The organism is Salinisphaera dokdonensis CL-ES53, from assembly GCF_040361215.1.
In the GTDB taxonomy this organism is placed as follows: Bacteria; Pseudomonadota; Gammaproteobacteria; order Nevskiales; family Salinisphaeraceae; genus Salinisphaera; species Salinisphaera dokdonensis.
Genome location: NZ_APND01000001.1, coordinates 1 through 25,798, shown reverse-complemented (window position 1 = coordinate 25,798; position 25,798 = coordinate 1). Strand labels below are relative to the sequence as shown.

Annotated in this window: 25 protein-coding genes and 3 tRNA genes; 18 read left to right on the top strand and 10 right to left on the bottom strand. The window is 60.6% G+C overall.

The annotated features are described in order from the left end of the window. From SADO_RS00140 to SADO_RS00115, 6 genes are all read right to left on the bottom strand, one after another. Window positions 1–2,016 (bottom strand): TRAP transporter permease, encoded by a 2,016-nt coding sequence (locus SADO_RS00140; RefSeq protein WP_353108242.1) that lies wholly within the window; start codon window positions 2,014–2,016, stop codon window positions 1–3. A gap of 79 nt (window positions 2,017–2,095) precedes the next feature. After that, entirely contained in the window at window positions 2,096–3,259 is a 1,164-nt protein-coding gene (locus SADO_RS00135) for a TAXI family TRAP transporter solute-binding subunit (RefSeq protein ID WP_353108240.1), read from the bottom strand. Between the two features lie 588 nt (window positions 3,260–3,847). Next, window positions 3,848–5,206: a PQQ-dependent sugar dehydrogenase gene (locus SADO_RS00130; RefSeq protein WP_353108239.1), complete on the bottom strand. Its 1,359-nt coding sequence runs from the start codon at window positions 5,204–5,206 to the stop codon at window positions 3,848–3,850. Window positions 5,207–5,301: 95 nt separating this feature from the next. Continuing rightward, the gene (locus SADO_RS00125) at window positions 5,302–6,120 is read right to left on the bottom strand and encodes an enoyl-CoA hydratase (protein ID WP_353108237.1); all 819 of its coding nucleotides are present in this window, start codon (window positions 6,118–6,120) and stop codon (window positions 5,302–5,304) included. Between the two features lie 55 nt (window positions 6,121–6,175). Continuing rightward, complete coding sequence (locus SADO_RS00120) at window positions 6,176–6,943, bottom strand: 3-hydroxyacyl-CoA dehydrogenase (protein WP_353108236.1); 768 nt, start codon at window positions 6,941–6,943, stop codon at window positions 6,176–6,178. An 88-nt stretch (window positions 6,944–7,031) separates the two neighbouring features. Beyond that, window positions 7,032–7,364 (bottom strand): MGMT family protein, encoded by a 333-nt coding sequence (locus SADO_RS00115; protein ID WP_353108234.1) that lies wholly within the window; start codon window positions 7,362–7,364, stop codon window positions 7,032–7,034. Window positions 7,365–7,440: 76 nt separating this feature from the next. Here SADO_RS00115 and SADO_RS00110 point away from each other — a divergent pair, with 76 nt between their 5' ends. Together SADO_RS00110 and SADO_RS00105 are read left to right on the top strand one after the other, a co-directional pair. Continuing rightward, window positions 7,441–8,619, top strand: a complete 1,179-nt coding sequence (locus SADO_RS00110; protein ID WP_353108232.1) for an acetyl-CoA C-acetyltransferase — start codon at window positions 7,441–7,443, stop codon at window positions 8,617–8,619. A gap of 111 nt (window positions 8,620–8,730) precedes the next feature. Beyond that, window positions 8,731–9,564 (top strand): aldo/keto reductase, encoded by an 834-nt coding sequence (locus SADO_RS00105; protein WP_353108231.1) that lies wholly within the window; start codon window positions 8,731–8,733, stop codon window positions 9,562–9,564. Between the two features lie 123 nt (window positions 9,565–9,687). Here the strand turns inward: SADO_RS00105 and SADO_RS00100 are convergent. After that, a tRNA-Asn gene (locus SADO_RS00100) sits at window positions 9,688–9,763 on the bottom strand. A 223-nt stretch (window positions 9,764–9,986) separates the two neighbouring features. Between SADO_RS00100 and uvrB the strand changes: the two genes are divergently transcribed. From uvrB to SADO_RS00045, 11 genes are all read left to right on the top strand, one after another. After that, window positions 9,987–12,008 (top strand): excinuclease ABC subunit UvrB, encoded by a 2,022-nt coding sequence (gene uvrB / locus SADO_RS00095; RefSeq protein WP_353108229.1) that lies wholly within the window; start codon window positions 9,987–9,989, stop codon window positions 12,006–12,008. Between the two features lie 93 nt (window positions 12,009–12,101). Then, window positions 12,102–12,178: transfer RNA gene (locus SADO_RS00090), tRNA-Val, on the top strand. A gap of 126 nt (window positions 12,179–12,304) precedes the next feature. Further along, complete coding sequence (gene thrS / locus SADO_RS00085) at window positions 12,305–14,212, top strand: threonine--tRNA ligase (protein WP_353108228.1); 1,908 nt, start codon at window positions 12,305–12,307, stop codon at window positions 14,210–14,212. 111 nt (window positions 14,213–14,323) lie between these two features. Further along, the gene (gene infC, locus SADO_RS00080; RefSeq protein WP_353110032.1) at window positions 14,324–14,863 is read left to right on the top strand and encodes a translation initiation factor IF-3; all 540 of its coding nucleotides are present in this window, start codon (window positions 14,324–14,326) and stop codon (window positions 14,861–14,863) included. 56 nt (window positions 14,864–14,919) lie between these two features. Then, window positions 14,920–15,117, top strand: coding sequence for a 50S ribosomal protein L35 (rpmI, locus tag SADO_RS00075; RefSeq protein ID WP_353108226.1), 198 nt, complete (start codon window positions 14,920–14,922; stop codon window positions 15,115–15,117). Between the two features lie 83 nt (window positions 15,118–15,200). Beyond that, a complete protein-coding gene (rplT, locus tag SADO_RS00070; RefSeq protein WP_353108225.1) occupies window positions 15,201–15,557 on the top strand; it encodes a 50S ribosomal protein L20 in 357 nt (118 codons plus the stop codon). Between the two features lie 146 nt (window positions 15,558–15,703). Then, window positions 15,704–16,705 carry a phenylalanine--tRNA ligase subunit alpha gene (pheS, locus tag SADO_RS00065; RefSeq protein WP_353108223.1) on the top strand — a complete coding sequence of 334 codons (1,002 nt, stop codon included), beginning with the start codon at window positions 15,704–15,706 and terminating at the stop codon, window positions 16,703–16,705. A gap of 101 nt (window positions 16,706–16,806) precedes the next feature. Further along, window positions 16,807–19,194, top strand: coding sequence for a phenylalanine--tRNA ligase subunit beta (gene pheT, locus SADO_RS00060; RefSeq protein WP_353108221.1), 2,388 nt, complete (start codon window positions 16,807–16,809; stop codon window positions 19,192–19,194). A 2-nt stretch (window positions 19,195–19,196) separates the two neighbouring features. Next, the gene (locus tag SADO_RS00055; protein WP_353108220.1) at window positions 19,197–19,496 is read left to right on the top strand and encodes an integration host factor subunit alpha; all 300 of its coding nucleotides are present in this window, start codon (window positions 19,197–19,199) and stop codon (window positions 19,494–19,496) included. Beyond that, a complete protein-coding gene (locus tag SADO_RS00050; RefSeq protein WP_353108218.1) occupies window positions 19,480–19,836 on the top strand; it encodes a MerR family transcriptional regulator in 357 nt (118 codons plus the stop codon). Before SADO_RS00055 ends, SADO_RS00050 begins: the two co-directional genes overlap by 17 nt. A 76-nt stretch (window positions 19,837–19,912) precedes the next feature. Further along, window positions 19,913–19,989, top strand: a tRNA-Pro gene (locus tag SADO_RS00045). A gap of 24 nt (window positions 19,990–20,013) precedes the next feature. On the opposite strand, the gene SADO_RS00040 is transcribed toward SADO_RS00045, so the two are convergent. Continuing rightward, the gene (locus tag SADO_RS00040; protein ID WP_353108216.1) at window positions 20,014–20,589 is read right to left on the bottom strand and encodes a hypothetical protein; all 576 of its coding nucleotides are present in this window, start codon (window positions 20,587–20,589) and stop codon (window positions 20,014–20,016) included. Window positions 20,590–20,605: 16 nt separating this feature from the next. Then, a complete protein-coding gene (locus SADO_RS00035) occupies window positions 20,606–21,685 on the bottom strand; it encodes a tyrosine-type recombinase/integrase (RefSeq protein WP_353108214.1) in 1,080 nt (359 codons plus the stop codon). Window positions 21,686–22,531: 846 nt separating this feature from the next. Here SADO_RS00035 and SADO_RS00030 point away from each other — a divergent pair. Both SADO_RS00030 and SADO_RS00025 read left to right on the top strand, forming a co-directional pair. Further along, complete coding sequence (locus tag SADO_RS00030) at window positions 22,532–22,993, top strand: Xre family toxin-antitoxin system antitoxin (protein WP_353108212.1); 462 nt, start codon at window positions 22,532–22,534, stop codon at window positions 22,991–22,993. A 77-nt stretch (window positions 22,994–23,070) separates the two neighbouring features. After that, window positions 23,071–23,298: an RES family NAD+ phosphorylase gene (locus SADO_RS00025; protein WP_353108210.1), complete on the top strand. Its 228-nt coding sequence runs from the start codon at window positions 23,071–23,073 to the stop codon at window positions 23,296–23,298. Here SADO_RS00025 and SADO_RS00020 read toward each other — a convergent pair. After that, the gene (locus SADO_RS00020; protein ID WP_353108208.1) at window positions 23,295–23,471 is read right to left on the bottom strand and encodes a hypothetical protein; all 177 of its coding nucleotides are present in this window, start codon (window positions 23,469–23,471) and stop codon (window positions 23,295–23,297) included. The two genes, SADO_RS00025 and SADO_RS00020, sit on opposite strands and share 4 nt — an antisense overlap. Before the next feature lie 1,035 nt (window positions 23,472–24,506). Here SADO_RS00020 and SADO_RS00015 point away from each other — a divergent pair. The 3 genes from SADO_RS00015 (at window position 24,507) to SADO_RS00005 (ending at window position 25,601) form a co-directional block, all read left to right on the top strand. Next, the gene (locus SADO_RS00015) at window positions 24,507–24,776 is read left to right on the top strand and encodes a CopG family ribbon-helix-helix protein (protein ID WP_353108207.1); all 270 of its coding nucleotides are present in this window, start codon (window positions 24,507–24,509) and stop codon (window positions 24,774–24,776) included. After that, the gene (locus tag SADO_RS00010) at window positions 24,776–25,051 is read left to right on the top strand and encodes a type II toxin-antitoxin system RelE/ParE family toxin (RefSeq protein ID WP_353108205.1); all 276 of its coding nucleotides are present in this window, start codon (window positions 24,776–24,778) and stop codon (window positions 25,049–25,051) included. The genes SADO_RS00015 and SADO_RS00010 overlap by 1 nt, the downstream gene beginning before the upstream one ends. A 223-nt stretch (window positions 25,052–25,274) precedes the next feature. Next, on the top strand, window positions 25,275–25,601 hold the full coding sequence (locus tag SADO_RS00005) for a YnfA family protein (RefSeq protein WP_353108203.1): 327 nt from the start codon (window positions 25,275–25,277) through the stop codon (window positions 25,599–25,601). The last annotated feature ends 197 nt before the right edge of the window (window positions 25,602–25,798 follow it).

Below are 25,798 nucleotides of genomic sequence, written 5' to 3'. Positions count from 1 at the left end.
TCAAGTCACCTTCTGGGATTGCGCGTTGTGTTCCTGTTCGGCTTGTTCAGCCTGCTTGGCCTCGGCCAGTCGCTGGGCATCCTTCGAGCCCAGGCGTCCGCCGAGTGCGGCGTCCGCGATATAGATCGCGATCACCATCGCGACGCCGAGCAGGTCGGAGAGCCGCTCCGGGTAGATCAGCGCCGCACCAGCGGCCAGCACCAGAAAGCGCATGGCCGGGTTGATCGCGCCGACGCGGTAGAGATAGCCCTCGAGGGCCGCGGCGACCAGCCAGATCGCAGCGATGGCCGTGGTCATCGACAGCAGGATATGGCCGATATCGCCTTGCAGGATCAACGCGGGGTTGGTCACGAACAGGAATGGCAGCACGAACAGAATGCTGCCCAGGCGCATGGCATAGAGGCCGGTACGTCCAGCGTTCGATCCCGCCACGCCCGAGGCCGTGATCGCGGCCAGCGCCACCGGCGGCGTGATGTACGACAGCATGCCCCAGTAGAGAATGAACAGATGGCTGGCGAGCGGGTTCAGGCCAGCCTCCACCAGGGCGGGTGCGAGCAGAATGGACAGGAAGATGTAGCAGGCGCTCACCGTCATGCCCATGCCGAGGACGAAGCTCGTGATGGCGCCGGCGGCGAGCATCAACGGAATGCTGCCATCGGCATAGAGCAGCAGCTCGCGCGAGAACGCGCCCGCCACGCCGGTGTAGGACAGCCCGCCGACCACGAGCCCGATGCCCGCCAGGATCGAGACCAGGCCGGCCACGCTGCTGGTCAGGTTGAGCATGAGGTATTGCAGCCGCCGCCAGTCGAGCCGGTGGCTGCGCTTGAACACCGCGATGACCAGCAGAATGATGGTCGCGTAATAGGGCGCGTAGGCGTCCAGCCGCATGAACAGCAGCATGTAGATCAGCATCGCGAGGCTGAACAGATAGGGCCAGCCGTCCTTGAGCGTGTCGATCACGCGCGGGATCTGCGATTCCGGCAGCCCGATCAGGCCGCGGCGCGCGGCATAGGCGTCGACCTGGAACAGCAGCGCGAGATAGAACAGCAGGGCCGGAAGGAAGGCCGCGATCATGACCTCGGCGTAGGGCACGTTCAGGAACGAGGCCATGATGAAGGCGACCGCACCCATGACGGGCGGCATGAGCGTACCGCCGGTCGAGGAGCAGGCCTCGATCGCGCCCGCATAGTGGGCCGGATAGCCCGACTTCTTCATGGTCGGAATGGTGATCGGGCCGGTGGTCAGAATATTCGAGATCACGCTGCCCGACAGGCTGCCCATGATGCCGCTTGAGACCACCGCCACCTTGGCCGGTCCGCCGCGGCTGCGCCCCATCAGGGCCATGGCGAAGTTCATGAAGAAGTCGCCGCCGCCCGTAACGGTGAGTGCGGCGCCAAACACCACGAAGCCAATAATCAGATTGGCCACCACCTGCATCGGAATACCGATCACGCTTTCCACGCCGAGCACGTGGGCGCGCAGTGTTTCGCCGAAGCCGTACTGGGTGCCCCAGAGGAAGCCGGGCATGTAGTCGGCGAACAAGGGGTAGCTGCCGAACAGCAGGGCAACGGCGACCAGAATGAGGCCGCCGCAACGGCGCGTGCCTTCGAGGATGAGCACCAGCATGGCGCCGGAGGCGATGGTGGCCTCGATCGGCGCGCTGAAGTCCCAACCTTCGCGAATGATCTGTAGCCCGTGCTGGCCGAGGTAGATCGCTGGAATGAGTGCGACCACCGCCAGCACCCAGTCATAGGCCGGTACCTTGTCCTTGGCGCCGGACCAGGCCGGGTAATAGAGAAAGGTTGCCGCCAGAAACAGACCGATCAGGTAATAGAGAAAGGCATTGCCCAGCGGCTGGAAGCCGAACAGGCCCAGGTTGAAGGTCTGGTTAATGGCCAGCAGCAGGCCGAGGGTGCCCAGTGCGAGGGTGGTCCAGTAGGACGCCCCCCGCAGGCGGCTGGCCTTTTCGTCTGTCTCCAGACTGATTTCGGTGGCCGATGGGATATTCGAGGCCATGGCGACGCTCTCGGTTCGATAGGCTTGAAAGAAATCGGCCGGACATCGAGATGCCCGGCCGATGTGCGATTGGCGCGATTTACAGGGAGCTCAGGGCCTCTTGGCGATGGCTTTCCCAGATCTTGGCGAACGCTTCATCGCTCTTGCCTTCGCCTTCGGCGACAGCATCTTTCCACGCCGCCTTCAGCGCGTTCAGACGGGCAAGACGCTTGTCGTTCCAGGCCTGCATCTCGTCGGTCCAGATATCCTGTTCCTTGAGATACTTGATCGCGCCGGGATGGAAGGGCACGTCGATCGGCGGGGTGCCGGCGTCGTCCATCTTCCAACGGCTCATGACCGCGGTGCCGTCCTTGTACATCGGGTAGGTCTGGTCGAACGCCTTGAGGAAGTTGTAGACGAGATCGGCGTCCTGGTCGGCTTTAACCACCAGCACCGGATAACGATAGGCGAAGATGTTGACCGGGTTGTCTTCGCTCAGGCCCGCGCCGACGTTCTCCTCGTAGGGCTGCAGGAACGGCGCGATCTTGCGCAGGCGCTCCCAGGCCTTCTTGTCGTCCGGGTCGACTTCCAGCCAATGGATACCGCGCGGCGACTCGGCGAGTTCATACAGCTGGCTCGGCGTGGTCGTGGTGCAGGAGGCGTCCGCCTTGCCCTGGGCCAGCGAGCTCATGGTCGCGTTATAGGTCGGGAACATGCGCGCGTCGACATCGTCACGCGTCATCCCGGCCGCGCCGAGCAAGGCGTCGCATTTGAGGTTGATCGACGGGTTGCCCGCTACATAGGCGAAGCGTTTGCCCTTGAGATCCTCCATGGATCGAATGTTGGCGTCCTTGGCGGTGAAGATGCCGAAGGAGGACGGACGACCGCCCAGCGTCCGCAGATCCTGTGGGCCCCAGCGACGATCGCCGAAATCCGCTACGCCCTCGGAAGCGAAGAACGTCTCGGTGGCGAGAAAGCCGATCTCGGCCCGATCTCGCAGAACTGGCTGGAGACGACCGATCGCTGAACCGGACGGCTGAATACGCACGCGGGTACCGAATTTGCGGCCGAAGGCGTCGGCAATCGCGGAGGCTTCGGCATAACCGGCCGAGCCAACGTCGTAGGACGACCAGGTCATCGAGCGCGGCAGGTCGGGCTTGTCGGCCGTTTCTTCGGCCGCCGAGGCACCCGCGATCGGCGCGAGGCCGAGCACGGCGCCCAGAAGCAGGGGCGAAAAGACACTGAGCATGGGGCTTAGACGCATGATGGGATCATCTCCACTGAGTTCTGATTCTGGTCCGGTCACACCACGGTCATACAACGGCGGGCCGGTCGGGTCCAGACAGTCGCGGATGACTGCATGGCGAACATATGGGCGCGAAGCGTATTCGCGTGTAAACAGGTGGTCAACGCGAGAGTCTTGGCGCTGGTGGATGACATAACCGCCGGTGAACACGAAATGACCTTCCACTCATGTCACGGTTGTACTCCGGTCGCGAAAAAAACGCGATGGTCGGGCAAACGGCGCCAATACTGGAGCGGCGACTAGTGAAGAATTAAGTGAGGTGCCGCCTTGCGTACCGTTGTTCGGGCAATAAAGCGCCGGTTACGCTGCATCCAGGCGCGGTCGGGCGGGATCGCGCGGGAAAAATGAAACGATGTTTCGCTTTGGTCGAGCCGGATTCTTTCGAGGCCCACGCCAGCAAGCGACGACCCGTTGCCAACCATGGGTCTCGGCGTGTGCGAATCACAGCATTCCACAGCGACTCTTGTTGATGCGACAGGGCTATGACTTCGATAGCTAAAGTAGGCCTGCCCGGGCGATATGCGCGCGGGCAGGCCGTAAAGCGCGCTAGTTGGCCGCGTCCTGAGTCTCGCTCGGCGATGCGCCGCTTTGGCTCACCCGCCAGATCGTGTTGCCGACATCATCGGCGACCAGGAGATTGCCGCCGTTATCGATCACGACGCCCACCGGGCGACCCTTGGCCTCGTCGTTCTGCACGAAGTCATCGAGCACGACACGAGGGTTGCCGGCCGGGTCGCCGTTTTCGAACGGCACGAAGATCACCCGATAGCCACTGCGCGGCTTGCGGTTCCAGGAACCATGCTGGCCGACGAACATGCCGTTCTGGAAATCGCCGGTCAGCGCGTTGTCCTCGCTGTAGTACAAGCCCAGCGACGCCGTGTGCGGGCCGAGCGCATAGTCCGGCTTGATCGCCTTTTCGACCAGGTCCGGCTTCTGCGGCTGTACGCGCTCGTCGACGTTCTGGCCGTAGTAGCTGTAGGGCCAGCCATAGAACGCGCCATCCTGCACGGACGTCATGTAGTCCGGTACCAGGTCGCCGCCGATCTCGTCGCGTTCGTTGACCACGGTCCACAATTCGTCGTCGCCATTGGCCTGCGGCACGAAGGCCATGCCGTTCGGATTGCGCAGGCCGCTGGCATAGATTTCACTCTCGCCGGTTTCGCGGTCGATTTGCCAGATCGCCGCACGGCCTTTCTCGGCGTCCATGCCGTTTTCGCCGATGTTGCTGTTGGAGCCGACGGTGGCATACAGCGTCGTGCCGTCCGGACTGGCGGAGACGTTCTTGGTCCAGTGGTGGTTGATCGGCCCACCGGGCAGCTTGACCACTTCGCGGCCTTTGCCGTCGAGCTGGTCGGCACCTTCGCTGTAGTCGAACGCCACGACGGCATCCGCGTTGGCGACGTAAAGAGTGTTGTCGACCAGGGTCATGCCGAAGGGTGAATAAAGATCCTCGAGGAATACATGGCGCTCGTCGGCCTGGCCGTCGCCGTCGGTATCACGCAGCAGGGTGATGCGATCGGCGCTGGGTACGCCCGCGCCGGCGCGCTGCATGACCTTGCCCATTACCCAGCCACGAATGCCGGTGCCGTCTTCGGGGCGTTTGGGCGCATTGCTTTCGGCGACGAGCACATCGCCGTTGGGTAGTACGTACAGCCAGCGCGGGTGATCCAGGTTCTGGGCGAAGGCCTTCACTTCCAGGCCCTCGGCCGCGCTCGGTTTTTCGCCCTCGGTCCAGCGATTCGCCTTGGCGATGTTCACGGTGGGAATCATCGAGCTTTGCGGCTCCGGCAGCTCGGGGTCCGGGCCGGTGCCCTGTTCGACCGACAGCCGGGCTTCGCTGCCGCAGGCGCTCAGGAATACGATCGGCAGTACGGCAAAGCCGGTTAGAAATTGTTTTCGCAGCATTTATAAAGCGCTCTCGTGCAGGGGTGGGGTCAATTCGGGGGTAGGAGGTGCAGGGCAGTCGCGTGATGATACGCCGCCGGCGCGCCCAGAGTTGCTCAGGCGTCGCGCCAGACCGGGGCGCGCTTGTCGATGAATGCGTCGATACCCTCGCGCGCGTCGGCGGAGGACAGGTCGGCGCTGATTGCGGCGCTCGCGCGTGTATAGGCCGCCGACAACGGTTCTTCCAGCTGGTGATAGAACAAGGCCTTGCCGCGCCGGATGGCGTAGCTGCTCTTGGCGCAGATCTGTTGGGTGAGTGCGGTAACGGCTTCATCGAGGTCGTCCGGCGCGACCACCCGGTTCACCAGGCCCCAGTCGCGTGCCGTGGCGGCATCGATGAACTCGCCGGTGACCAGCATTTCGAAAGCGCGCTTGGTGGCAATGTTTCGGCTTAGGGCGACAGCCGGCGTCGAGCAGAACAGCCCGGCATTGATGCCGGAGACCGCAAACCGTGCATTATCCGCAGCAACGGCCAGATCGGCGGTTGCCACCAACTGGCAGCCGGCAGCGGTGGCCAGCCCCTGCACGCGCGCGATCACCGGCACCGGTAGGGCGAGGATCTGCTGCATGACGGTGCTGCAGCGCTCGAATGTAGCGCGGTGTCGGTCGGGGTCCTCGGTCGATCGAAGTTCTTTCAGGTCGTGGCCTGCGCAGAACGCCCGTCCGTTAGCCGAGAGCACGACGCAGCGCGTATCCGGATCGTCGTGTACCGAAGAGAGCGCGTCGCTCAGGGCAGTCAGCACATCATCGGAAAGCGCGTTGTATTGCGCCGGCCGATTGAGCGTGAGCGTGCACACGCCGCCGGCGGTCGTCTGGCGTTGTACCGGCGCGTCATCGTCGGCTTTGACGGTGCCTGCAGTCGAGCTGTGCGTCATGGTCGAACTCCTCTCGCTGGCCATACCGTCTGTGGGCACGCCGTAGCAGTGGCTGTTATTTAGGCTGCATGCGGATCGCGCCGTCGAGGCGGATCGTCGTGCCATTGAGCATCGGATTTTCGATGATGTCACGCGCCAGCCGGGCGAACTCGGCAGGCTGGCCGAGGCGTGGCGGGAAGGGCACCATCCTGCCCAGCGAGTCGCGTACCTCTTCGGGCAGTTCGGCCATCATCGGCGTGTCGAATATGCCGGGCGCGATGGTCATCACGCGGATGCCGTGGCGCGCCAGTTCCCGCGCGATCGGCAGCGTCATGCTGACGATGCCGCCCTTGGAGGCGGAATAGGAGGCCTGGCCGATCTGGCCCTCGAATGCGGCAACCGATGCGGTATTGATGATCACGCCGCGCTCGTCATCGGCTTCGCCGTCGCCCGCAGCCATGGTCTCGGAGGCCAGCCGGATCATGTTGAAGCTGCCGATGAGGTTGATCTGGATCACCTTGCTGAAGGATTCCAGATCGTGCGGGCCGTTCTTGCCCAGCACCTTCGAGGGAATGCCGATACCGGCACAGTTGAGCAGTCCATGCAGGCCGCCGCCGTGCTGGCGGGAGGCGATGATCGCAGCCTTGCCATCCTCTTCGCGGGTGACATCGCAATAGACGAAGCGTGCCGCCTCGCCGAGGCGCTCGGCCGTCTCGTGTCCGGCGGAATCGTTGACATCGGCGAGCACCACTTTCGCGCCGGCTGCGACGAGCATCTCGGCGCTGGCAGCGCCCAGACCCGAGCCACCTCCGGTTACGAGGAAACAGCGTTCTGTTATCTGCATGACAGCTCCTTGTTGGATGGTGTCGATCGGATCGACATAGCGATTGATCGAGGCTAACAGCAGTCGTAATCGCGCCGGCAGTCGTTCGCTAGTCAGCGTCATCCGGCCAGCCGTAGCGAGCGAGGTCGATGCGGCCTCCGATGAAAGCGATCCCTTCCTCTTCGAGCAGCCGACGCTGGGTCATGCCGGGCGTGCTGTCGGCCGGCAGCGAAATACGCCCCTGCGCATTGATCACCCGATGCCACGGCAGGCCCGGCGGGCAGCGATGCATGGCATAGCCGACGAAACGCGCTGCGCCTTGGCGGCCGATCAGGTTGGCGATTCGCCCGTAAGTCGTCACTCGACCGAGCGGGATCCGGCGTACGGCGGCAAAGACCGGCGCGTAGCCGCTGGCGTCTGATGGGTTCGCATGTTCGCTCATGTGCGCGTTGGCCGTGCTTTACAGGTCACGCTACAGGGTGGCACAAAGACCCTCCATTCCGATCGAGAACCCCGCCATGACCGACGCCTATATCGTTTCCGCATTGCGTACCGCCGGCGGCCGCCGGGGCGGTCGATTGTCTGGCTGGCACCCGGTAGACCTCGCCGGTACCCTGATCGACGGTCTGGTCGCCAAGAGCGGGGCCGCGCCCGATGCGGTCGACGACGTGATCCTCGGCTGTGTCGGCCAGGTGGGTGAGCAGGCCGTGAACGTGGCGCGCAACGCCGTGCTGGCATCGAGCCTGCCGGAGTCGGTGCCGGGTACCAGCGTCGACCGCCAATGCGGCTCGTCCCAGCAGGCGCTGCATTTCGCCGCGCAGGCGGTGATGTCGGGCAGCATGGATGTGGTGATCGCCGGCGGTGTCGAGAGCATGACGCGCGTGCCCATGGGCTCGCCGCTCACGCTGGCCAAGAAAGCCGACATGGGCATCTACATGAGCCACGCGATCCGCGAGCGGTACCCGCATACCGAGCTGTTCAGCCAGTTCGACGGCGCGGAAATGGTGGCCGAGAAATACGGGATCGCGCGCGCCGCGCTCGACGAGTTCGCTCTGGAAAGCCATCAGCGCGCCATTCGCGCGACGCAGACCGGCGCTTTCGACAACGAAATCCTGCCCGTCACCGTGCTGGATCCGGATTCGGGCGAGGAAATCAGTCATACCGTCGACGAAGGCATTCGTTTTGACGCCACGCTGGATTCCATCGCCAGCGTGAAGCTGCTCGTGGAGAACGGCCGAATTTCGGCGGCGACCGCCAGCCAGATATGCGACGGGGCCAGCGGGGTGATGGTGGTCAGCGAAGCCGGCCTGAAGCGCCTGGGTGTCGAGCCGCTGGCGCGTATCCATCACATGAGTGTGATGGGTCACGATCCGGTCATCATGCTCGAAGCACCCATGCCTGCGACCCAGCGCGCGCTCGACCGGGCCGGCATGAATATCGACGATATCGACCTGTTCGAAGTCAACGAGGCCTTCGCGCCGATTCCGCTGGCCTGGCTGCAGTCGACGCGAGCCGACCCGGAACGGCTCAACGTCAACGGCGGGGCGATCGCGCTTGGCCACCCGCTCGGCGCTTCGGGAACGAAACTGATGACCACGCTCGTACATGCCCTGAAGGCGCGCGGCGGGCGTTATGGGTTGCAAACCATGTGCGAAGGCGGCGGTATGGCCAACGTCACAATCATCGAACGTCTCTAGAGCAGTCGATAGTCGCGACGGCCCGAGGCGGCGTTAGCACTTGTTTTCGCTTGCTTCGTGGTCTCGTCGTGGGCGGAAGCCACCCTTGAACAAAGTACTGCAGGTCATCTCATGAAATATGTCACCTTGCCTTGCGGCGAGAAAGTACCTGCGCTCGGCCAGGGCAGCTGGTTTCTAGGCGACGATCCGGCCACGCGAAACGACGAGATTGCTGCATTACAGGCCGGTATTGAGCGCGGGCTGTCGTTGATCGACACCGCAGAAATGTATGGCGACGGGCGCGCGGAACGACTGGTCGGCGAGGCGATCGCCGGGCGCCGCGACGATGTGTTTCTAGTGAGCAAGGTGTTGCCCTCCAACGCCGGGCGTGAGCGCGCCCTTGCGGCCTGCGAAGCGAGCCTGGAAAGGCTCGGTACCGAGTGCCTCGACCTGTACCTGCTGCACTGGCAGGGCGGGGTGCCTTACGAAGACACCATCTCGGCCTTCGAACAGCTGCAACGCGACGGCAAGATTCGCCATTTCGGCATCAGCAATCTGGACCTGCCCACCACGCGCGATTTCCAGGCTGCGCCGGGCGGCGACGCGCTGCAGGTCAATCAGCTGCTTTATAACTTGAATCAGCGCGGCATCGAGTGGGAGCTGCTGCCATGGCTGCAGAATCAGGGCATCGCGACCATGGCATACTCGCCGTTCGACGGCGCCAGTCTGCTGTCGCACGATGGCCTGCAGCAGTTCGCTCGAGAGCGTGACATCACGGCCGCCCAAGCGGCGCTGGCCTGGCTGCTCGACCACGACGGCGTGCTGCCCATTCCTAAATCGGCCAGCACGGCGCGCGTGGAGGAAAATGCTGGCGCGCTCGATATGCACCTCAGCGAAGACGACCGCGCCGCGCTCGATGCGTTGTTCGCGCCACCGAATGGCCCGCAAGAACTACAGATCTATTGAGTTCGAGTGGTCGCGCCGCAGACGGTTACCTGGCGCCGGAGCGGCGTGTCCTGCCGGCCATGTCGATAATGCGGGCACAAAAAAGCCGGCGATTGCCGGCCTGCATGGATATTCAGAAGAGGATGGCTCCCCGGGACGGGCTCGAACCGCCGACCTAGTGATTAACAGTCACCCGCTCTACCAACTGAGCTACCGGGGAACTGAATATCCGTATGATCTCCGCCCTATGGCGAAGGCCGCGTATGCTAGGCGAACGAAGGCTAATTGGCAAGGGATGCGGGCCATTTTTTCCAAAGATGTTGGGTGGTTGGGCTGTAAGCGCCTCGATGTGCCTCCGAGGCGGGGGCGAGTGCGTAAGTTCTGGCTGTTCCACGCTACAGCGGATGGCTTGTTTTTAGGCCGACCGCGCCAACTATGAATGCATGAGCGATAGCAACTTCAATCTCAAGGCCGACTGGGCGCCGGCCGGTGATCAGCCCGCGGCCATCGAGGGCCTGGTGGAAGGCCTGGAGGATGGGCTGGCGCATCAAGTGCTGCTCGGCGTCACTGGCTCTGGCAAGACTTTCACGATGGCGAACGTGGCGATGCAGGCCAATCGCCCGATGCTGGTGATGGCGCCGAACAAGACGCTGGCGGCCCAGTTGTACGGCGAAATGAAGGAGTTCTTCCCGGATAACGCGGTCGAGTATTTCGTCTCCTACTACGACTATTACCAGCCGGAAGCCTATGTGCCGGCGTCGGACACGTTTATCGAGAAGGATTCCTCGGTGAACGAACACATCGAGCAGATGCGCCTGTCCGCGACCAAGGCGCTGATGGAGCGCCGCGACACGATCATTGTGGCCTCGGTTTCGGCGATATACGGCTTGGGTGATCCTAAGGCTTACTTCTCGATGGTGCTCCATCTGGACGAGGGCGACCGCGTTGGTCAGCGCGATATCGTCAAGCGCCTGACCGAGCTTCAGTACAAGCGCAACGACGTGGCGCTCGAGCGCGGTACTTATAGAGTGCGCGGCGAGATCATCGACGTGTTCCCGGCCGAGGCCGACGACGAGGCGGTGCGTATCGAACTGTTCGACGACGAAGTCGAACGCCTGTCCTATTTCGATCCGCTCACCGGCACCGTGAACCGTAAGGTGCCGCGCCTGACGATCTATCCGAAGACGCATTATGTGACGCCGCGCGAGCGCATGGTCGGTGCGATGGACAAGATCAAGGCCGAGATGAAGGAGCGGGTCAAGTACTTCGAGTCGGTCGGCAAACTGCTCGAAGCCCAGCGGATCGAGCAGCGCACGCTGTTCGATCTGGAAATGATCAACGAGATCGGCTTCTGTTCGGGTATCGAGAACTACTCGCGCTACCTCTCGGGACGCGAACCGGGCGAGCCGCCGCCGTGTCTGCTCGACTATCTGCCCGACGACGCGATCATGGTGCTGGACGAGTCGCATGTGACCGTCCCCCAGATCGGCGGCATGTACAAGGGCGACCGCGCGCGCAAGGAAACACTCGTCGAATACGGTTTCCGCCTACCGTCGGCTCTGGATAATCGCCCGCTGAAGTTCGAGGAGTTCGAGCGTGTGGCACCACAGATGGTTTATGTTTCTGCCACACCCGGCAATTACGAAACCGAACACGCCGACAACACGGTCGAGCAGGTTGTGCGTCCCACTGGCCTGGTCGACCCGGCGATCGAGATCCGCCCGGCGGAAAATCAGGTCGATGATCTGCTCTCCGAGATTCGCACCGTGAGCGCGCGCGAGCAGCGGGTACTGGTCACCACGCTCACCAAGCGCATGGCCGAGGATCTGACCGAATATCTGCACGAGAACGGCGTACGCGTGCGTTATCTGCATTCGGATATCGATACCGTTGAACGCAGCGAAATCATTCGCGATCTGCGTCTGGGTGAGTTCGATGTGCTGGTCGGCATCAACCTCCTGCGTGAGGGGCTGGATATTCCCGAAGTCGCGCTCGTTGGCATTCTCGATGCCGACAAGGAAGGTTTCCTGCGTGCCGAGCGGTCGCTGATTCAGACGATCGGGCGCGCGGCCCGCAACGTCGACGGGCGGGCGGTGCTCTACGCCGACAAGATCACCGGCTCGATGCGCCGTGCCATCGATGAAACCGAGCGCCGCCGCGCCAAGCAGGTCGCGTTCAACGAAGAGCACGGCATCACGCCGCAGACCATCAAGAAGGCCGTGGCCGACGTGATGCGGCACGGCTACGAAGAGTACAGCGAGGTCAAGGAGCGTAAGAAGGTCGCGGAAGTCGGCGCCGACTACGCCCGGATGACGCCCAACCAGTTGGCCAAGGAAATCGAGAAGCTCGAGAAGGAGATGTTCAAACACGCCGAGAATCTCGAATTTGAGCAGGCCGGCGAGATCCGTGACCGCATCTCGAAGATTCGGGAGCATGCGTTCGAGCTGCCTGCGAAGGCCGGGTAGAGATGCATCGGCCGACTATTCGGTGAGCGACAAGAAAATTTGTCGACAACGGTTGCTGCATCCGCCGATAGTCGGTATCTTTGCGCCCTCATTAGGCGCGTAGCTCAGTTGGTTAGAGCGCTACCTTGACATGGTAGAGGTCGGTGGTTCGAATCCACTCGCGCCTACCAGAATATGTTCGAAAAGCCGCTGTCGGGTCTGCCCGCCCGCGGCTTTTTCGTTTTTGGGCGAGTAACAAGCGCGCCCGCCATGCACGCGGCCTTTGGTATGGGCCGCCACTGAAAAGGAAGGTTTCAATGCCCGCCATATCCCTGCCCGACGGCTCGGTCAAAAACTTCGATCAGCCCGTAACTGGCATGCAGGTCGCCGAATCGATCGGCGCCGGTCTTGCCAAGGCGACGCTCGCGGCACGTATCGACGGCACGCTGGCTGATGCCTGTGTCGCGATCGATCACGATGCCGAGATCGCGCTGATCACCGCGCGTGATCCGGAAGGCCTCGACATCATTCGTCACTCCTGTGCGCACCTCCTGGGTCAGGCGCTCAAGACGATGTATCCGAACGTCCATATGGCCATCGGTCCGGTCATCGACGATGGCTTCTATTACGACATCGCAATCGACCGCACGCTTACGCCCGAGGATCTGGAAAAGATCGAGGCGCGCATGCACGAGTTGGCCGAACGCGACCACGAAGTAATCCGTGAGGTCGTCAGCCGCGACAAGGCGCTCGCCACTTTCGAAACCCGCAACGAACCCTACAAGCAGGAGATCGTGCGCGGCATCCCCGACGGCGAAACCATTGCGCTTTATCACCATGAGGACTACACCGATATGTGTGTGGGTCCGCATGTGCCCAATTCGCGCCATCTTCGCGCGTTTAAGCTCACGAGCCTGGCAGGCGCCTATTGGCGTGGTGACTCGAACAACGAGATGCTGACCCGCATCTACGGCACGGCCTGGGCGAACAAGAAAGACCTCAAGGCGCATCTGGCCCGGATCGAAGAAGCCAAGAAGCGCGATCATCGCCTGATTGGTCGTCGTCAGGATCTCTTCCATATCCAGGAAGAAGCGCCAGGCATGGTGTTCTGGCATGACCGCGGATGGCAGATCTATCTGCAGATCACCGACTATATCCGCGCGCGGCTCAAGCGCCAGGATTATCGCGAAGTGCATACACCGTCGCTGATCGACCTGTCGTTGTGGGAGAAATCCGGTCACGCCGACAAGTTCATGGACAACATGTTCATCACCGGCTCGGAAGAACGCCAGTTCGCCGTCAAGCCGATGAACTGTCCGGCCCATGTGCAGATATACAACCGCGGGCTCAAGAGCTACCGCGACCTGCCGCTGCGGCTGGCCGAGTTCGGCTCCTGCCATCGCAACGAAGCCTCCGGAACGCTACACGGGTTGATGCGCGTGCGTGGCTTTACGCAGGACGACGCACACATCTTCTGTACAGAAGCGCAGATCGGCGAGGAGGTCGGCGCCTTCATCGACCTGCTGTATTCGGTGTATGCGGACTTCGGCTTCGACGACGTGCTCATCAAGCTTTCCACGCGGCCCGAGCAGCGGGTCGGTTCGGACGCCATCTGGGACAAGTCGGAAGCAGCCTTGCAGCGCTGCCTGGAAGACAAGAGCCTCGACTTCGAATTGCAGCCGGGCGAGGGCGCCTTTTACGGGCCCAAGATCGAGTTCTCGCTGCGTGACTGTCTGAATCGCGTCTGGCAGCTCGGTACGGTGCAGCTGGACTTCTCCATGCCGGACCGCCTTGGCGCCGAATATGTCGACGAGAACGGGGACCGTCAGGTCCCGGTGATGATTCACCGTGCGATTCTCGGCTCGCTGGAACGCTTTATCGGCATCCTGATTGAGCATTACGCTGGTTCCATGCCGCTGTGGCTGTCACCGTCGCAGGCCGTGCTACTCAATATTACGGACGCGCAGTCGGCTTTCGTCGGCGAAACCGCTCGACGGCTGCGTGACGCGGGTGTACGTGTCGATACGGACTTGAGAAACGAAAAGATCGGCTACAAGATCCGTGAACACACGATGCAGCGCGTGCCTTATCTGCTGGTCGTGGGTGATCGTGAGGTGGAATCCGGCGCGGTCGCCGTTCGTACTCGCGAGGGCGAGGATCTCGGTTCCATGTCGGTCGACGAGTTCCTGAAAATGGTTCAAGAGCGGGTAAAGGCGAAAAACTAGTCGTTTTAGGCTGGTTTGCGCGTGATCATCTGCTATACTCGCGCGCTTCGCGCAATTCGTGCACGTGAGAAGCACAGTGCGAAATGCCGCTAATGCAAGGAGGACGCTGAAATCGCTTCTGGACAAAAGGATCGTCGCAACGATGCCATAACCGCGCGGGAAGTCCGCGTGATTGACCCCGATGGGGAACAAGTCGGCATCATGCGAATCGAAGATGCGCTTGAAAAAGCGGGCGAATACTCTCTCGACCTAGTCGAAGTCTCGCCGAACGCGAATCCGCCGGTCACCCGGATCATGGATTATGGCAAGCACATCTTCGAGAAAAAGAAGACCCAGCAAGCCGGCAAACAGAAACAGAAGCAGACGCAGCTAAAGGAAGTGAAATTCCGCCCTGGTACGGACAAGGGCGATTACGCGATCAAGCTGCGCAAGCTGAAAGAGTTTCTGGAAGACGGTGACAAGATCAAGATTACGCTGCGTTTTCGTGGCCGCGAAATGGCCCATCAAGAGCTCGGTATGGAGCTGATGGACAAGGTTCGCGATGATCTGGAAGAGATGGCCGCGGTCGAGCAGCATCCGGAAATGCAGGGTCGCCTGATGACCATGGTGATGGCGCCGCTCAAGGGCGTGCCCAAGCACAGCAAGAAATAGTAAATCCCGCCCATCCGGGTGATGAACATCCGGACACGTTGATTTAGAGAGAAGTTATGCCCAAGCTCAAGACGAACCGCGGTGCCGCCAAGCGTTTCAAGCGCACCGGTAGCGGCAAGCTCCGTCGCCGTCGCGCATACGACAACCATATCCTGACCAAGAAGTCGCCGAAGCGTAAGCGTCGTCTGGCCTCGGGTGCGATGGTTGCGCATTGCGACCAGCCGGCAATGGATCGGCTGATTCCCTACAAGTAGTAGGCGAACGCTCATAGATCGACGGTGCGCATAAGCGCGCCGTTGTTATTGATTTTCAACAGATATAAACAGGATACGCGAAGATGGCACGAGTCAGTCGCGGCGTGACGGCAAAAGCCCGTCACAAGAAAGTACTCAAGCAGGCCAAGGGCTATTACGGTGCGCGTAGTCGCACGTATCGCGTTGCCCGGCAGGCCGTATTCAAGGCCGGCCAGTATGCCTACCGTGACCGTCGCAACCGCAAGCGCGACTTCCGCGCACTGTGGATCACGCGTATCAACGCGGGCGCCAAGGAACTCGGCGTGTCGTACAGCGTGCTCATGAACGGTCTGAAGAAGGCCGGCATCGAGCTCGATCGCAAGATCCTTGCGGATATCGCGGTGCGCGACAAGCAGACGTTCGCGGCGATCGTCGAGCAGGCGAAGTCCGCTCACGCCTGACCTGCGTGTCCGGCCCTTGATCGGCCGGATGCTTGATAGAGCAGCAGCGTAGACTGACTGCTCCTGCAAGCCATGAAAGGGAAAGGCGTTCTGCCTTTCCCTTTTGTTTTTGTGGCGGCCCAGTCGCCCCAGGGGAGTCCCGGCGCATGAGTACCGAACTCGACCGTCTGCGTGATCAGGCGCTCGCCGATATCGAATCCACGTCGAGCCTGGCATCGCTCGACGAACATCGCGTCACGCTATTGGGCAAGAAGGGCGCGGTGACCTCGCAGCTCAAGCAGCTGGGTTCGATGGCTCCAGATGAGCGCCGAGAGCAGGGTGCACTTATCAACGCGGTGAAAAGCGAGATCGCGGACGCGATCGCCGCGCGCAAGAGCGCACTCGAGGCCGAGGCACTACAGCAAAAGCTGGCTGAAGAAAGCGTCGATGTCACGCTGCCAGGCCGCGGTCGTCGACCCGGAGCGAGTCATCCGATCACCCAGACGCGTGAGCGTATCGAGCGTCTGTTCGTGCATAACGGTTTCGAGATCGTTCATGGCCCCGAAATCGAGGATGATTACCACAACTTCGAAGCGCTGAACGTACCCGCAGATCACCCGGCACGGGCGATGCAGGACACGTTCTATGTAGATGGCGCGCGGCTGTTGCTGCGCACGCATACTTCGCCGGTTCAGATCCGCACGATGGAGGAGCGGCAGCCGCCGATTCGTATCATCGCGCCGGGGCGCGTGTATCGCTGTGATTCGGATCGCACGCATAGCCCCATGTTTCATCAGATCGAAGCGCTTTATGTGGCTGAACGCGTGAGCTTCGCCGAGCTGCGCGCCGAATTGCAGTCATTCCTCGAAGCGTTTTTCGAAACCGATCTGAAGCTGCGCTTCCGGCCTTCCTATTTCCCCTTTACCGAGCCCTCGGCCGAGGTCGATATCGATGGGCGTAGTCTGGGTACTGGTTCAGGCTGGATGGAGGTGCTCGGCTGCGGCATGGTGCATCCGCGCGTGCTCGAGGCAGCCGGGATCGACGGCGAGCGCTATACCGGCTACGCAATCGGGATGGGCGTGGAACGCCTGGCGATGCTGCGATATGGCGTGACGGATCTGCGTCAGTTCTACGAGAACGATCTGCGCTTCCTTACTCAGTTCGTGTAATTGAAGATTGACGCGACCCTGGTCGCAGGACCATCGGGCACACGCCGGTCGTTTGTTTCGGACAGGCGTCTCGCGCTGACTAAATCAGGATTGGCCTGACTATGAAGATAAGTGAACAATGGCTGCGTGAATGGGTCGTCACGGATGCCCCACTCGATAGCATTGCCGACACGCTGACCATGGCAGGACTGGAAGTCGATGAAATTGTCGACGGTGGGCCTGAGCTCGACGGTGTTGTCGTAGGTCGGATTACGCGTTGCGCGCCTCATCCGAAAGCTGATCGGCTGCAGCTCTGCACCGTCGATATTGGCGCCGACGAGCCGTTGGCCATCGTCTGCGGTGCGCCGAACGCGGTAGAAGGTTTGCGCGTACCTGTGGCGCGTGTGGGTGCGACATTGCCGAACGGACTCACGATCGAGGCCACCGAGATCCGGAATGAGCCGTCCGCGGGCATGCTGTGTAGCGCCAGTGAGCTCGGTCTGAGTGCCGACGCAGGCGGTCTTTGGGAGTTAGGCCCAGATGCGCCAGTCGGCACGACTCTGGGCTCGTATCTCGACTTGCCCGATCACGTGCTCGACATCGATCTCACGCCTAATCGCGGCGACTGTCTCAGCGTGCGAGGCATCGCTCGTGAGCTGGCCGTGGCGTTCGATACGGCAATGTCCGTACCTGAAATGGCAGCGGCGCAGCCGCAGACGGATCATGTCCGAAGCGTGCATATCGATGCGCCTACGCACTGCGCCGGCTATGCCGCGCGTTGCGTGGCCGGGGTCCAGCCAGACGCATGCACGCCGGTCTGGATGGCTGAACGCCTGCGCCGGGCGGGTGTTCGCCGCATTAATCTACCGGTGGATATCGGCAATTACGTGATGCTGGAGTTCGGCCAGCCGATGCACGCGTTCGACGGCGACCGTCTGGTCGGCGATATCCGCGTGCGTCTGGCGAGGGCGGATGAACGCATCGTCACGCTCGATGGCGAGGAAGTCACGCTTGCCGCGCAGACGCTCGTGATTGCAGACGACGAGGGCCCGGTCGCGATTGCCGGCATGATCGGCGGCCAGCGCACCGCAGTCGACGAAACCACGCGCAACGTGGTTTTCGAATCGGCGTGCTTTACGCCGTCAGCAGTGGCCGGTCAGGGCCGCCGCTACAAGATTCATACGGATTCTCTCCATCGGTTTGAGCGAGGTGTTGATCCCGAGTTGCACCCGTCGGCGCTGGAGCGCGCGACGTCGCTCTTGCTCGAACATGGCGGCGGCGCCTGTGGTCCGGTCAATCACGTTCTCGGTACTCCGATCTGGCCGGGTTCCCGGAATATCTCTCTTGCTGCCGGGAACGTCGAGCGGCTGCTCGGCCAGCGAATAGACGCCGACTGGATTGAGCACGCCCTGACTTCGCTCGGTGTTGGCGTGGAGCGGCGCGGCGATAGCGAGTGGTCGGCGCAACCCCCGAGCTGGCGCTACGACCTTGAGATCGAGGCGGATCTGATCGAAGAGGTCGCGCGTGTATATGGTTATGACAAGCTGCAAACTTCGTCCCAGAACGTAAGCCTGCCGCCAGTTGACTCCGAGGTGGGCCGTAGCGTCGGCGAAGGTGCTGACGCCGTTCTTCGCCAACGCGGATACTCCGAGGCGATCACCTATAGCTTCGTCGAACCAGGCCTGCATGCAGAGTTGACCGGCAGTGAGCCCGCGGTCGTGCTCGACAACCCGATATCCGATCAACTGGTCGAGATGCGGCGGACCTTATGGGCGAGCCTGTTGCCGAGCTGGGCGCACAACATCAGACGCCAGCAGGCAAGCGTGCGCCTGTATGAGCGTGGCCTACAATTTGCGCCTGAACCCTCCGCCGAGAACGGCATCGACCAGCGCGACACCATTGCTGGTCTGATCAGCGGTTCTGCGGATGATGCGCATTGGGATCGCCCCCGCCGCGCTGTCGACTTCTTCGATATCAAAGGCGATGTCGAAGCACTGTTTGCAAGGGTGCCGTCGCGACCGGCGTTCGAAGCGGCCGAACATCCGGCCCTGCATCCTGGGCGGAGCGCTCGAATCGTTCTCAACGGCGCGCCAGTGGGGTGGGTTGGTCAGCTTTCGCCAAAGTTCGGTAAGCGATATAAAAACAACGATTTGCCATATCTATTTGAAGTTGATTCAAGTGCGCTTGCTATCTCTTCGGCGGTTCGTTTCGAAGAACTGTCCGAGCAGCCCGTCATGCGGCGTGATCTCGCGGTTGTCGTTGAAGAGAGTACCCCCGTTTCGTCCTTATTGGCCGCAATCGAGTCTGTTGACGAGTCGGCGCTTCGATCGACAGAAGTGTTCGACCTGTTTCGAGGTCCCGGCCTTGAGACTGGTTTCAAGAGCGTGGCTTTAGGCTTGATTTTCCAAGATAAAGCGAGCACGCTTACCGACGAAGGGGTCGATAGAATAATAACTCGTGTCGTCACGGCTCTGGGAGAACAGTGCGACGCGCGAATCAGGGGTGAATAACCGTGGCACTGACCAAGGCAGATCTGACTGAGAATCTCTTTGAACAACTCGGCTTCAACAAGCGGGAATCAAAGGAATTCGTGGATTGCTTCTTCGAAGAAGTGCGTTCGACGCTTGAGGACGGCGAGTACGTGAAGTTGTCGGGTTTCGGCAATTTCGAGCTTCGAGACAAGAATCAGCGTCCAGGCCGTAATCCGAAGACCGGCGAAGAGATCCCGATCTCCGCGCGTCGCGTCGTGAGTTTCAAACCAGGCCAGAAGATGCGTGCGCGCGTCGAGTCGAGCATTGACGCAGCCAGCTGAAGAATTACCCCGCATACCGGACAAGCGTTACTTCACTATCGGTGAGGTAAGCGAGCTTTGCCGGGTGAAGCCGCATGTATTGCGGTATTGGGAGCAGGAGTTCACGCAGCTCAAGCCCGTGAAGCGACGGGGCAACCGTCGCTACTATCAGCAGCACGATGTCATCATCGCGCGCGATATCCGCATGCTTCTTTATGAGCAGGGCTTCACGATCCAAGGGGCTCGGCTGCAGTTGCGGGACAAGGGTCGCGTTCTGGCGTCGTTGCCGGTCGCGAGCGCGGCCGACTCCCTGGCATCGATTCGCACGGAACTCGAGGCCATCGCACAGCGACTCGAATAGTTGCGGGGACGTTATTCGTTTACGAGGCAATTACATCTCGACGAATGAATTTTCTCTGTTAACATACGTGCCTGTTCGGGGTATGGCGCAGCTTGGTAGCGCGTCTGCATGGGGTGCAGAAGGTCGTAGGTTCAAATCCTGCTACCCCGACCAATTTTCCCTCCTAGTATCAGCGGTTTAGGGCCTTCGCCAGAAGGTCAATTTTCGAGCATACCGCTTCGATACCGAAACTATACCGAAACTGTCGCCGCTCATTTCTGCTCTTAGCTTTTGAGCGCGAGCTTTCAGTAGGTCCACGAATACGTATACTTCGGTGTGCATATCGCTTGCGAGGGCTACGAAGTTTTCCGCGGCTTCGTTGTATTCGGAGCGGTTGTCTAACGCGAGTTGTACCAACGGGTCTTCCAGCTCGTGGTCATATTGTGCTAGTACTTGAGAGATTTTTTCTAGCTGGTCCCGCTCGGGGTCGTCGAAATATAATTCGACCAGCACTTCGACAGCAGCATACTCGTCGTCGCGAATAACTCGGGAAGGTTCCTGAGCCCCAGGTAGCTTCTGGAGCGTTCTCTCCAGCGCGCGATGCTCGGCTTTAAACGCGCTGTGGAAAACAAGCAACGACTCGGCAAGCTTCTCGACCTGCTCGCGCTGTACCAATAGGTGGGCGCGTCGATTCCCTATGGCCTCCCGCCAGACGTCTCTAAGCCAACCGCCTAGGAAGCCAAGGCCGAAAGGGGCCAAAAGTTCTGTGATCATTGCGTTGCCACCGGACCTAAAATGACGCGGCCGCGACGCGTACGTGACTGCGCTTATGGTCGGAAAGATAGACGCGAGTTTGCTCTACGTCTTCGTGCCCTAACAGCACCTGTATCACTGTTTCATCGTGTCCAGCTTCGCGCATAAGGTGCGCGCCCAGGCTGCGAATTTCGTGGAATGTTGGCGGGTTCGCGACACCATCGTAATACCCGCTTGAGCGACGGACCTTCGCGAAATCGCGGATAAGCTGATCTTTGAGCACCTGCGTATGGTGTGTGCGTTTCTTCGCGCGCATATGTCGGGGCCGCGCTTTTTCCGGCAATCGATGAACCACCAACGGGCTCACAACGCCGTCGCGGCTTCGCTCAATCGCGCGTGCTAGGCCGCCCTCGATGGTGATTTCGAGGGGCGTGCCGGTTTTTTCTTGCTCGAACCGCCATACACCATCGCGCGGATACTCGAAGGACAGAACGTCGCCTTCACGCTGTAGGGAATAGAGCGCGACCCCCATGGCCACGCGTAGCCAGGGCGGGGCGGCGCGATAGACTGCAATGAACCCCTCCCAGGTGAACCGGGCGCGCTGGCGCGTCGTCTTGACGATTCGCAGCGCGTCGGCGGGATTGTCCTCTCGCCAGCCTTCTGCCCGCGCGTACTGGAACAGCTCGATCAGCAGGCTGCGGTATTGATTGCGCATTCGGCCGCCGCTCGTGAGTTCGTCGACGCCCGAGGCGAGGTCCCGAACCGTCAGCTCGGTGACGTCGCGCTGCCCGAATTGTTCGTCGAGGCGGCGCAATGCGTGGTTGTAGATGGTCTGCGTCTTCTCGGCGAGGTTCCGGTGTGCGAGCTCGTTCTCTTTATATAGCGTGATTAGCTTGCCGAACAGCAGGCTCGGCGCTACGACCCGGGAGACGAGATCGTTCGACGGCAGAAGCATCGCGTTGAGCTTCTTCGCGGCCGCAATGCATTCCGCGCGGTCGCGCGATAGGTAGGTGTACTTGCCCGTGACAGGATGCTTGTACCGATAGAGACCTGAAGGCGCGTGTAGATGAAGATTCTGCGGAAGCCCTCGGTTGGCGGCGGTTCTTGGTCTAGCCATGCGTTTTTATTTATGAACCTGGTCTCATATCGTCGCCGCCTAGCACACGCGCGACAAGTGGATCGTTCCCAGATTCAAAAAGATGCAGATCGACAAACCACTGGCCGCCAACTTTTCGCCCAGGAATATCGCCGCGTTCGATGCCTCTACGCACGGTCCGCGCGCAAGGCTCCGAGCCCGGCTCGAAGTACTGCTTAAGGAATCTCGGTATCGAGGTTAGGCGCATGGCGATGTCCCGTAGGGTCGAGAGCTCAATGCGATTTTAAGAGCCAGCGCCGTCGGCCAACGCGCCATGCCACGTGGCTCCAACTCTGAGAAAACAAAGGTGCCCACGTCGTATCGGCTGCGCTCCTGACAGCGGTTGGGCAAGAGTGCGTGTGGTAAGTGGCGCCGAGGGTTTACAGGGCGGCGCGACTTCGCCGAGCAGATTATAAATAGCTCGCTCAAGCCATAAAGTCGCGACCGGATACGATTGAGCGCTATCAATACGATCTCATCCTTCGAAGTCGGAAGGGTTGAGCGCACGCTATTAATAGGTAAGGTCCTCAAAGCTCTCAAACTCACAGTAAGGGTAGTGACGTTCGTAAAATTTACTGTGGCCAAGCTCACCGCGCTGCGAGCATAATTACTAAAATCGTGCTTTTTCGCGATTTTCGGCGGTCTTACACGAGTAGGACTGCTTCCATCGCCCTATGGAGCGGCCCCCGGCCACCGCATACGAGATTGGGTTGAACAGCGAGGTGAATCCGCAACGGTCTCAGCGAACATAAGCGGATCGCGTATACATTTCGCTCAGTCATAGACGAACGCGGGCTCGATCGATTTGGCGATACCGAGGTGTTTGCTATGAAAGTAAAGGTTGACATTTGCACCAGCGAACGTGTTGTTGCCCTTTTAGGGAGTTCTGAAGTCCTTAACATCGCCGCTACTGACTTCCGAGAGCCAGCGAGAGCTACAAAGGCTGTACGGAATGGTCTACCGGGCACTTGCGCGCGCTATCTTCGTGAGAACAGTGGTGTCCCTAAGCGCCTGTTCGATCAGGTTGTGCCACGCACGACGCTGATTTCGGCAGGCAAGAGCAAATCGAAACGCCTTTCGAAACACGCTTCGGAGGTTGTGCTACGCGTTGCCCGGATCATCGCGTTCGCTGAAGATACCTTTGGGGATCAGGATCGCGCGATGAATTGGCTCAACAATCCGAATCACGTATTCGAGGGCCAGGCCCCGATTACCTTGGCCGATACCGAAAGCGGTACCGAGTGGGTCGAACAGGTGCTCGGCCGAATGATGTATGGCATTGATGCTTGATGCGGCGTTATCGCGCTGCACAGTAACTCTATGCCTAAGATCTAAGCTGCAAGGGCGCTGAAACGTTAAAGCCGACGGTGGGCGCCTGTGGGTATCCGGTGATCTATACGGCGGAACATCCCGCGCTCACGGCTTTCGAAAAGCTCGCTCATGCCGGCATGAGTCTGGCGAATGCGCCTCTCACGCGTCCGCTGCTCGTGCTCGATTTGCGGGAAGGCGAACTCGAGCTTGTCGCGCATGTGCCGAACGATCCCATCGATGGCGGGCAGGGATGGCTCGAGGCCGGCGATAAGCAGTTTCTCTAGGTGCCGTCTTTTTTGTGCCGTACGCCTCGAACTATCTGATCAACGTTTTTCACCCCGCGATGGCGGATTTGTCGTTCGTTCACGACGTTGCGTTCGTTTGCGCTGTGGGCTTGCTGGCTGTCATCCAGCGCCTCGTTGACCCACGGCCTCGGCGCGTTGTTGTAGGTATTCAACCTGGTCGTCGAGCAGCTGATTGGTTTTTGCGCCTGCTCAAGATCGAGTTTGAGTGTTTTTTACGCTCGTGCATCGCGGCATGCTGTCGCTCGAGTTCGGGGCTCGCTTAGCCGCGGGCTTCCTAATTGACACGGTGTGCGGCCTCGGCGACGACTCGGGGCAGGCGCTCGGGAAATCCGCTACTTATCTGATCAGGCAGTCTGCCGGGTGGACTTAAATATACCGGGGTAGTGTTTGCTGTGAAGCCGTGGTGAGCAGTTCAACACGCAGCTCGGCCATCGAAGGATATTCGCCGCGCACCATGATCGCGGGCAGGGCGTTGTGGAACGACTCTCAGTTCGGTAGTCGTGGCCGTCAACGAGGCCTCCGGTCGTAGCGGGGGCGGATATAGCCCGGCAGCGCGAGCGCGCCGCTCGCTAGTTCTTCGATCTCTGCGCGAATGGGAATGAAGCCTGTGAATGCCCAAATGTCGCGCCCAAGCCGGTCATATCAACCGCGGTATCGCGATAGATGATCGGACGGCTTCGAAATCCGCTCAGCTAAAATGCGATTCAAGCGACGACGGGCCGCGGCGTCAGGGGAACGCTTCGGCCGCGCGATCGAATTCTGTTACGACAACACTCTCGAACTGATCGACTTGTACGGCACGCCATGTAAACGACGACGAAAGTTGAACGGTTCGCGTAGCCGCGATCTCGGGCACATAAAACTGACTGAATCGTGCTGATACGCGATATGTAATACGTACTAAATCGTACGGGAATTAGCTCGGTACAACACAACTGTACTTGTGTTGCGAAGCATCCTGGTTTCTGGCGACCTAGATCGCTCTTGTCTAGAGCGGCGGTTTAGCGACTGAAAACATGCGGTGCCGATGCGGCGCAGGCCTTCGTTCTCGTTATTGGCTTAATAGGAGTTAATCGCTATGATTAAAAGCGAATCAACCCCGCGTTGTCCCACGTAGTCAGAAATAGACAACGCCGCGCCAATACCAGTGTCCGGGTAGCGTCTGTAACTGGTCGGAGGAAATCACGATGGCAAAGACCGAAACGCGTGTTTTGACGGCACACGTTCCCATCCCGATGGCTGAAAAAGTGGATCAGTTAGCCGATCGGCTCGAGCGCTCGCGCGGCTGGATAATGAAACAAGCGCTATCATCGTGGATCGCCCAGGAGGAGGAGCGTGATCGGCTTACACGCGAGGCTCTGGCGGACGTTGATGCGGGCCGCGTCATCGACCATCAGTCGATCCAGGCATGGGCCGACAGTCTGGATACGGACGAGCCGCAACCGATGCCGCGTTGATGCAGCTGAAGTGGACGGACAAAGCGCTTTCCGATATAGCGCGCCTATACGAGTTCTTGGCGCCAGTAAATAAGCCAGCAGCGATAAGGGCAGTTCAGGCGCTTACCGACGCGCCACGTATCTTGGTGACCAATCCGCATATCGGCGAACAGCTGTTTCAGTTCGAACCACGTGAGATTCGTCGGCTCTTGGTCAGCCAATACGAACTGCGATATGAGGTGGCGGGTGAGATCGTCTACGTACTGCGTCTTTGGCACACGCGAGAAGACCGATAGTGGGTGGCGAAGCGAAGTCAAGCGAGCTTGGGTAGTCCGTTATCGGCCAAAAGCAGACGCTCACGGAGCTTCCGAACTCACTAATGCGCTGTTATCGCAAACACATCGACATGACACGCCTTCGGGATTCGAACCGTTTTTCAGTTCAGCCTAGTTCGTGAACGCTCAGTGCTGGTTTGCTCGCGTTAAACTGCATCGCCAAAAGCAAATCTGCTGGTCACTCATGCCGACACTTGTGGTCTATACCTGCGCTGCGCTTGCTGAGATCGCCGGCTGCTTCGCGTTCTGGTCTTGGCTCCGATCGGGGAATAGTGCGCTATGGCTTTTTCCGGGCATGGTTTCACTGGCGGCGTTCGCTTGGTTATTAACGCTCAGCCCCGCTGATCAAGCAGGACGCGCTTACGCTGCCTATGGAGGCCTATATATAGTCGCGTCAATCCTTTGGATGTGGGCTATAGAAGGGCACGCGCCCGACGTCTGGGATGCCCTGGGCGGAGCGGTTTGTCTTGCCGGCGCAGCGATCATTCTGTGGGCCCCGCATGCGACGTGAAGCTTGTGCTTGAATCGTATACATCAGGGGCAAACTAGGTGAACCGATCTTTGCAGGTCTGTATTGGGTCGTGCCCCAATCAAAGACATCGGGTCACGCGAAAATACCCCAAGACTTGATGGCGAATCCAGCGCTGCGAGGCTCGCCTCGCGCCGAACTGAAAGAGGTAGACGAACAACGGCTCGATCGATCAACCG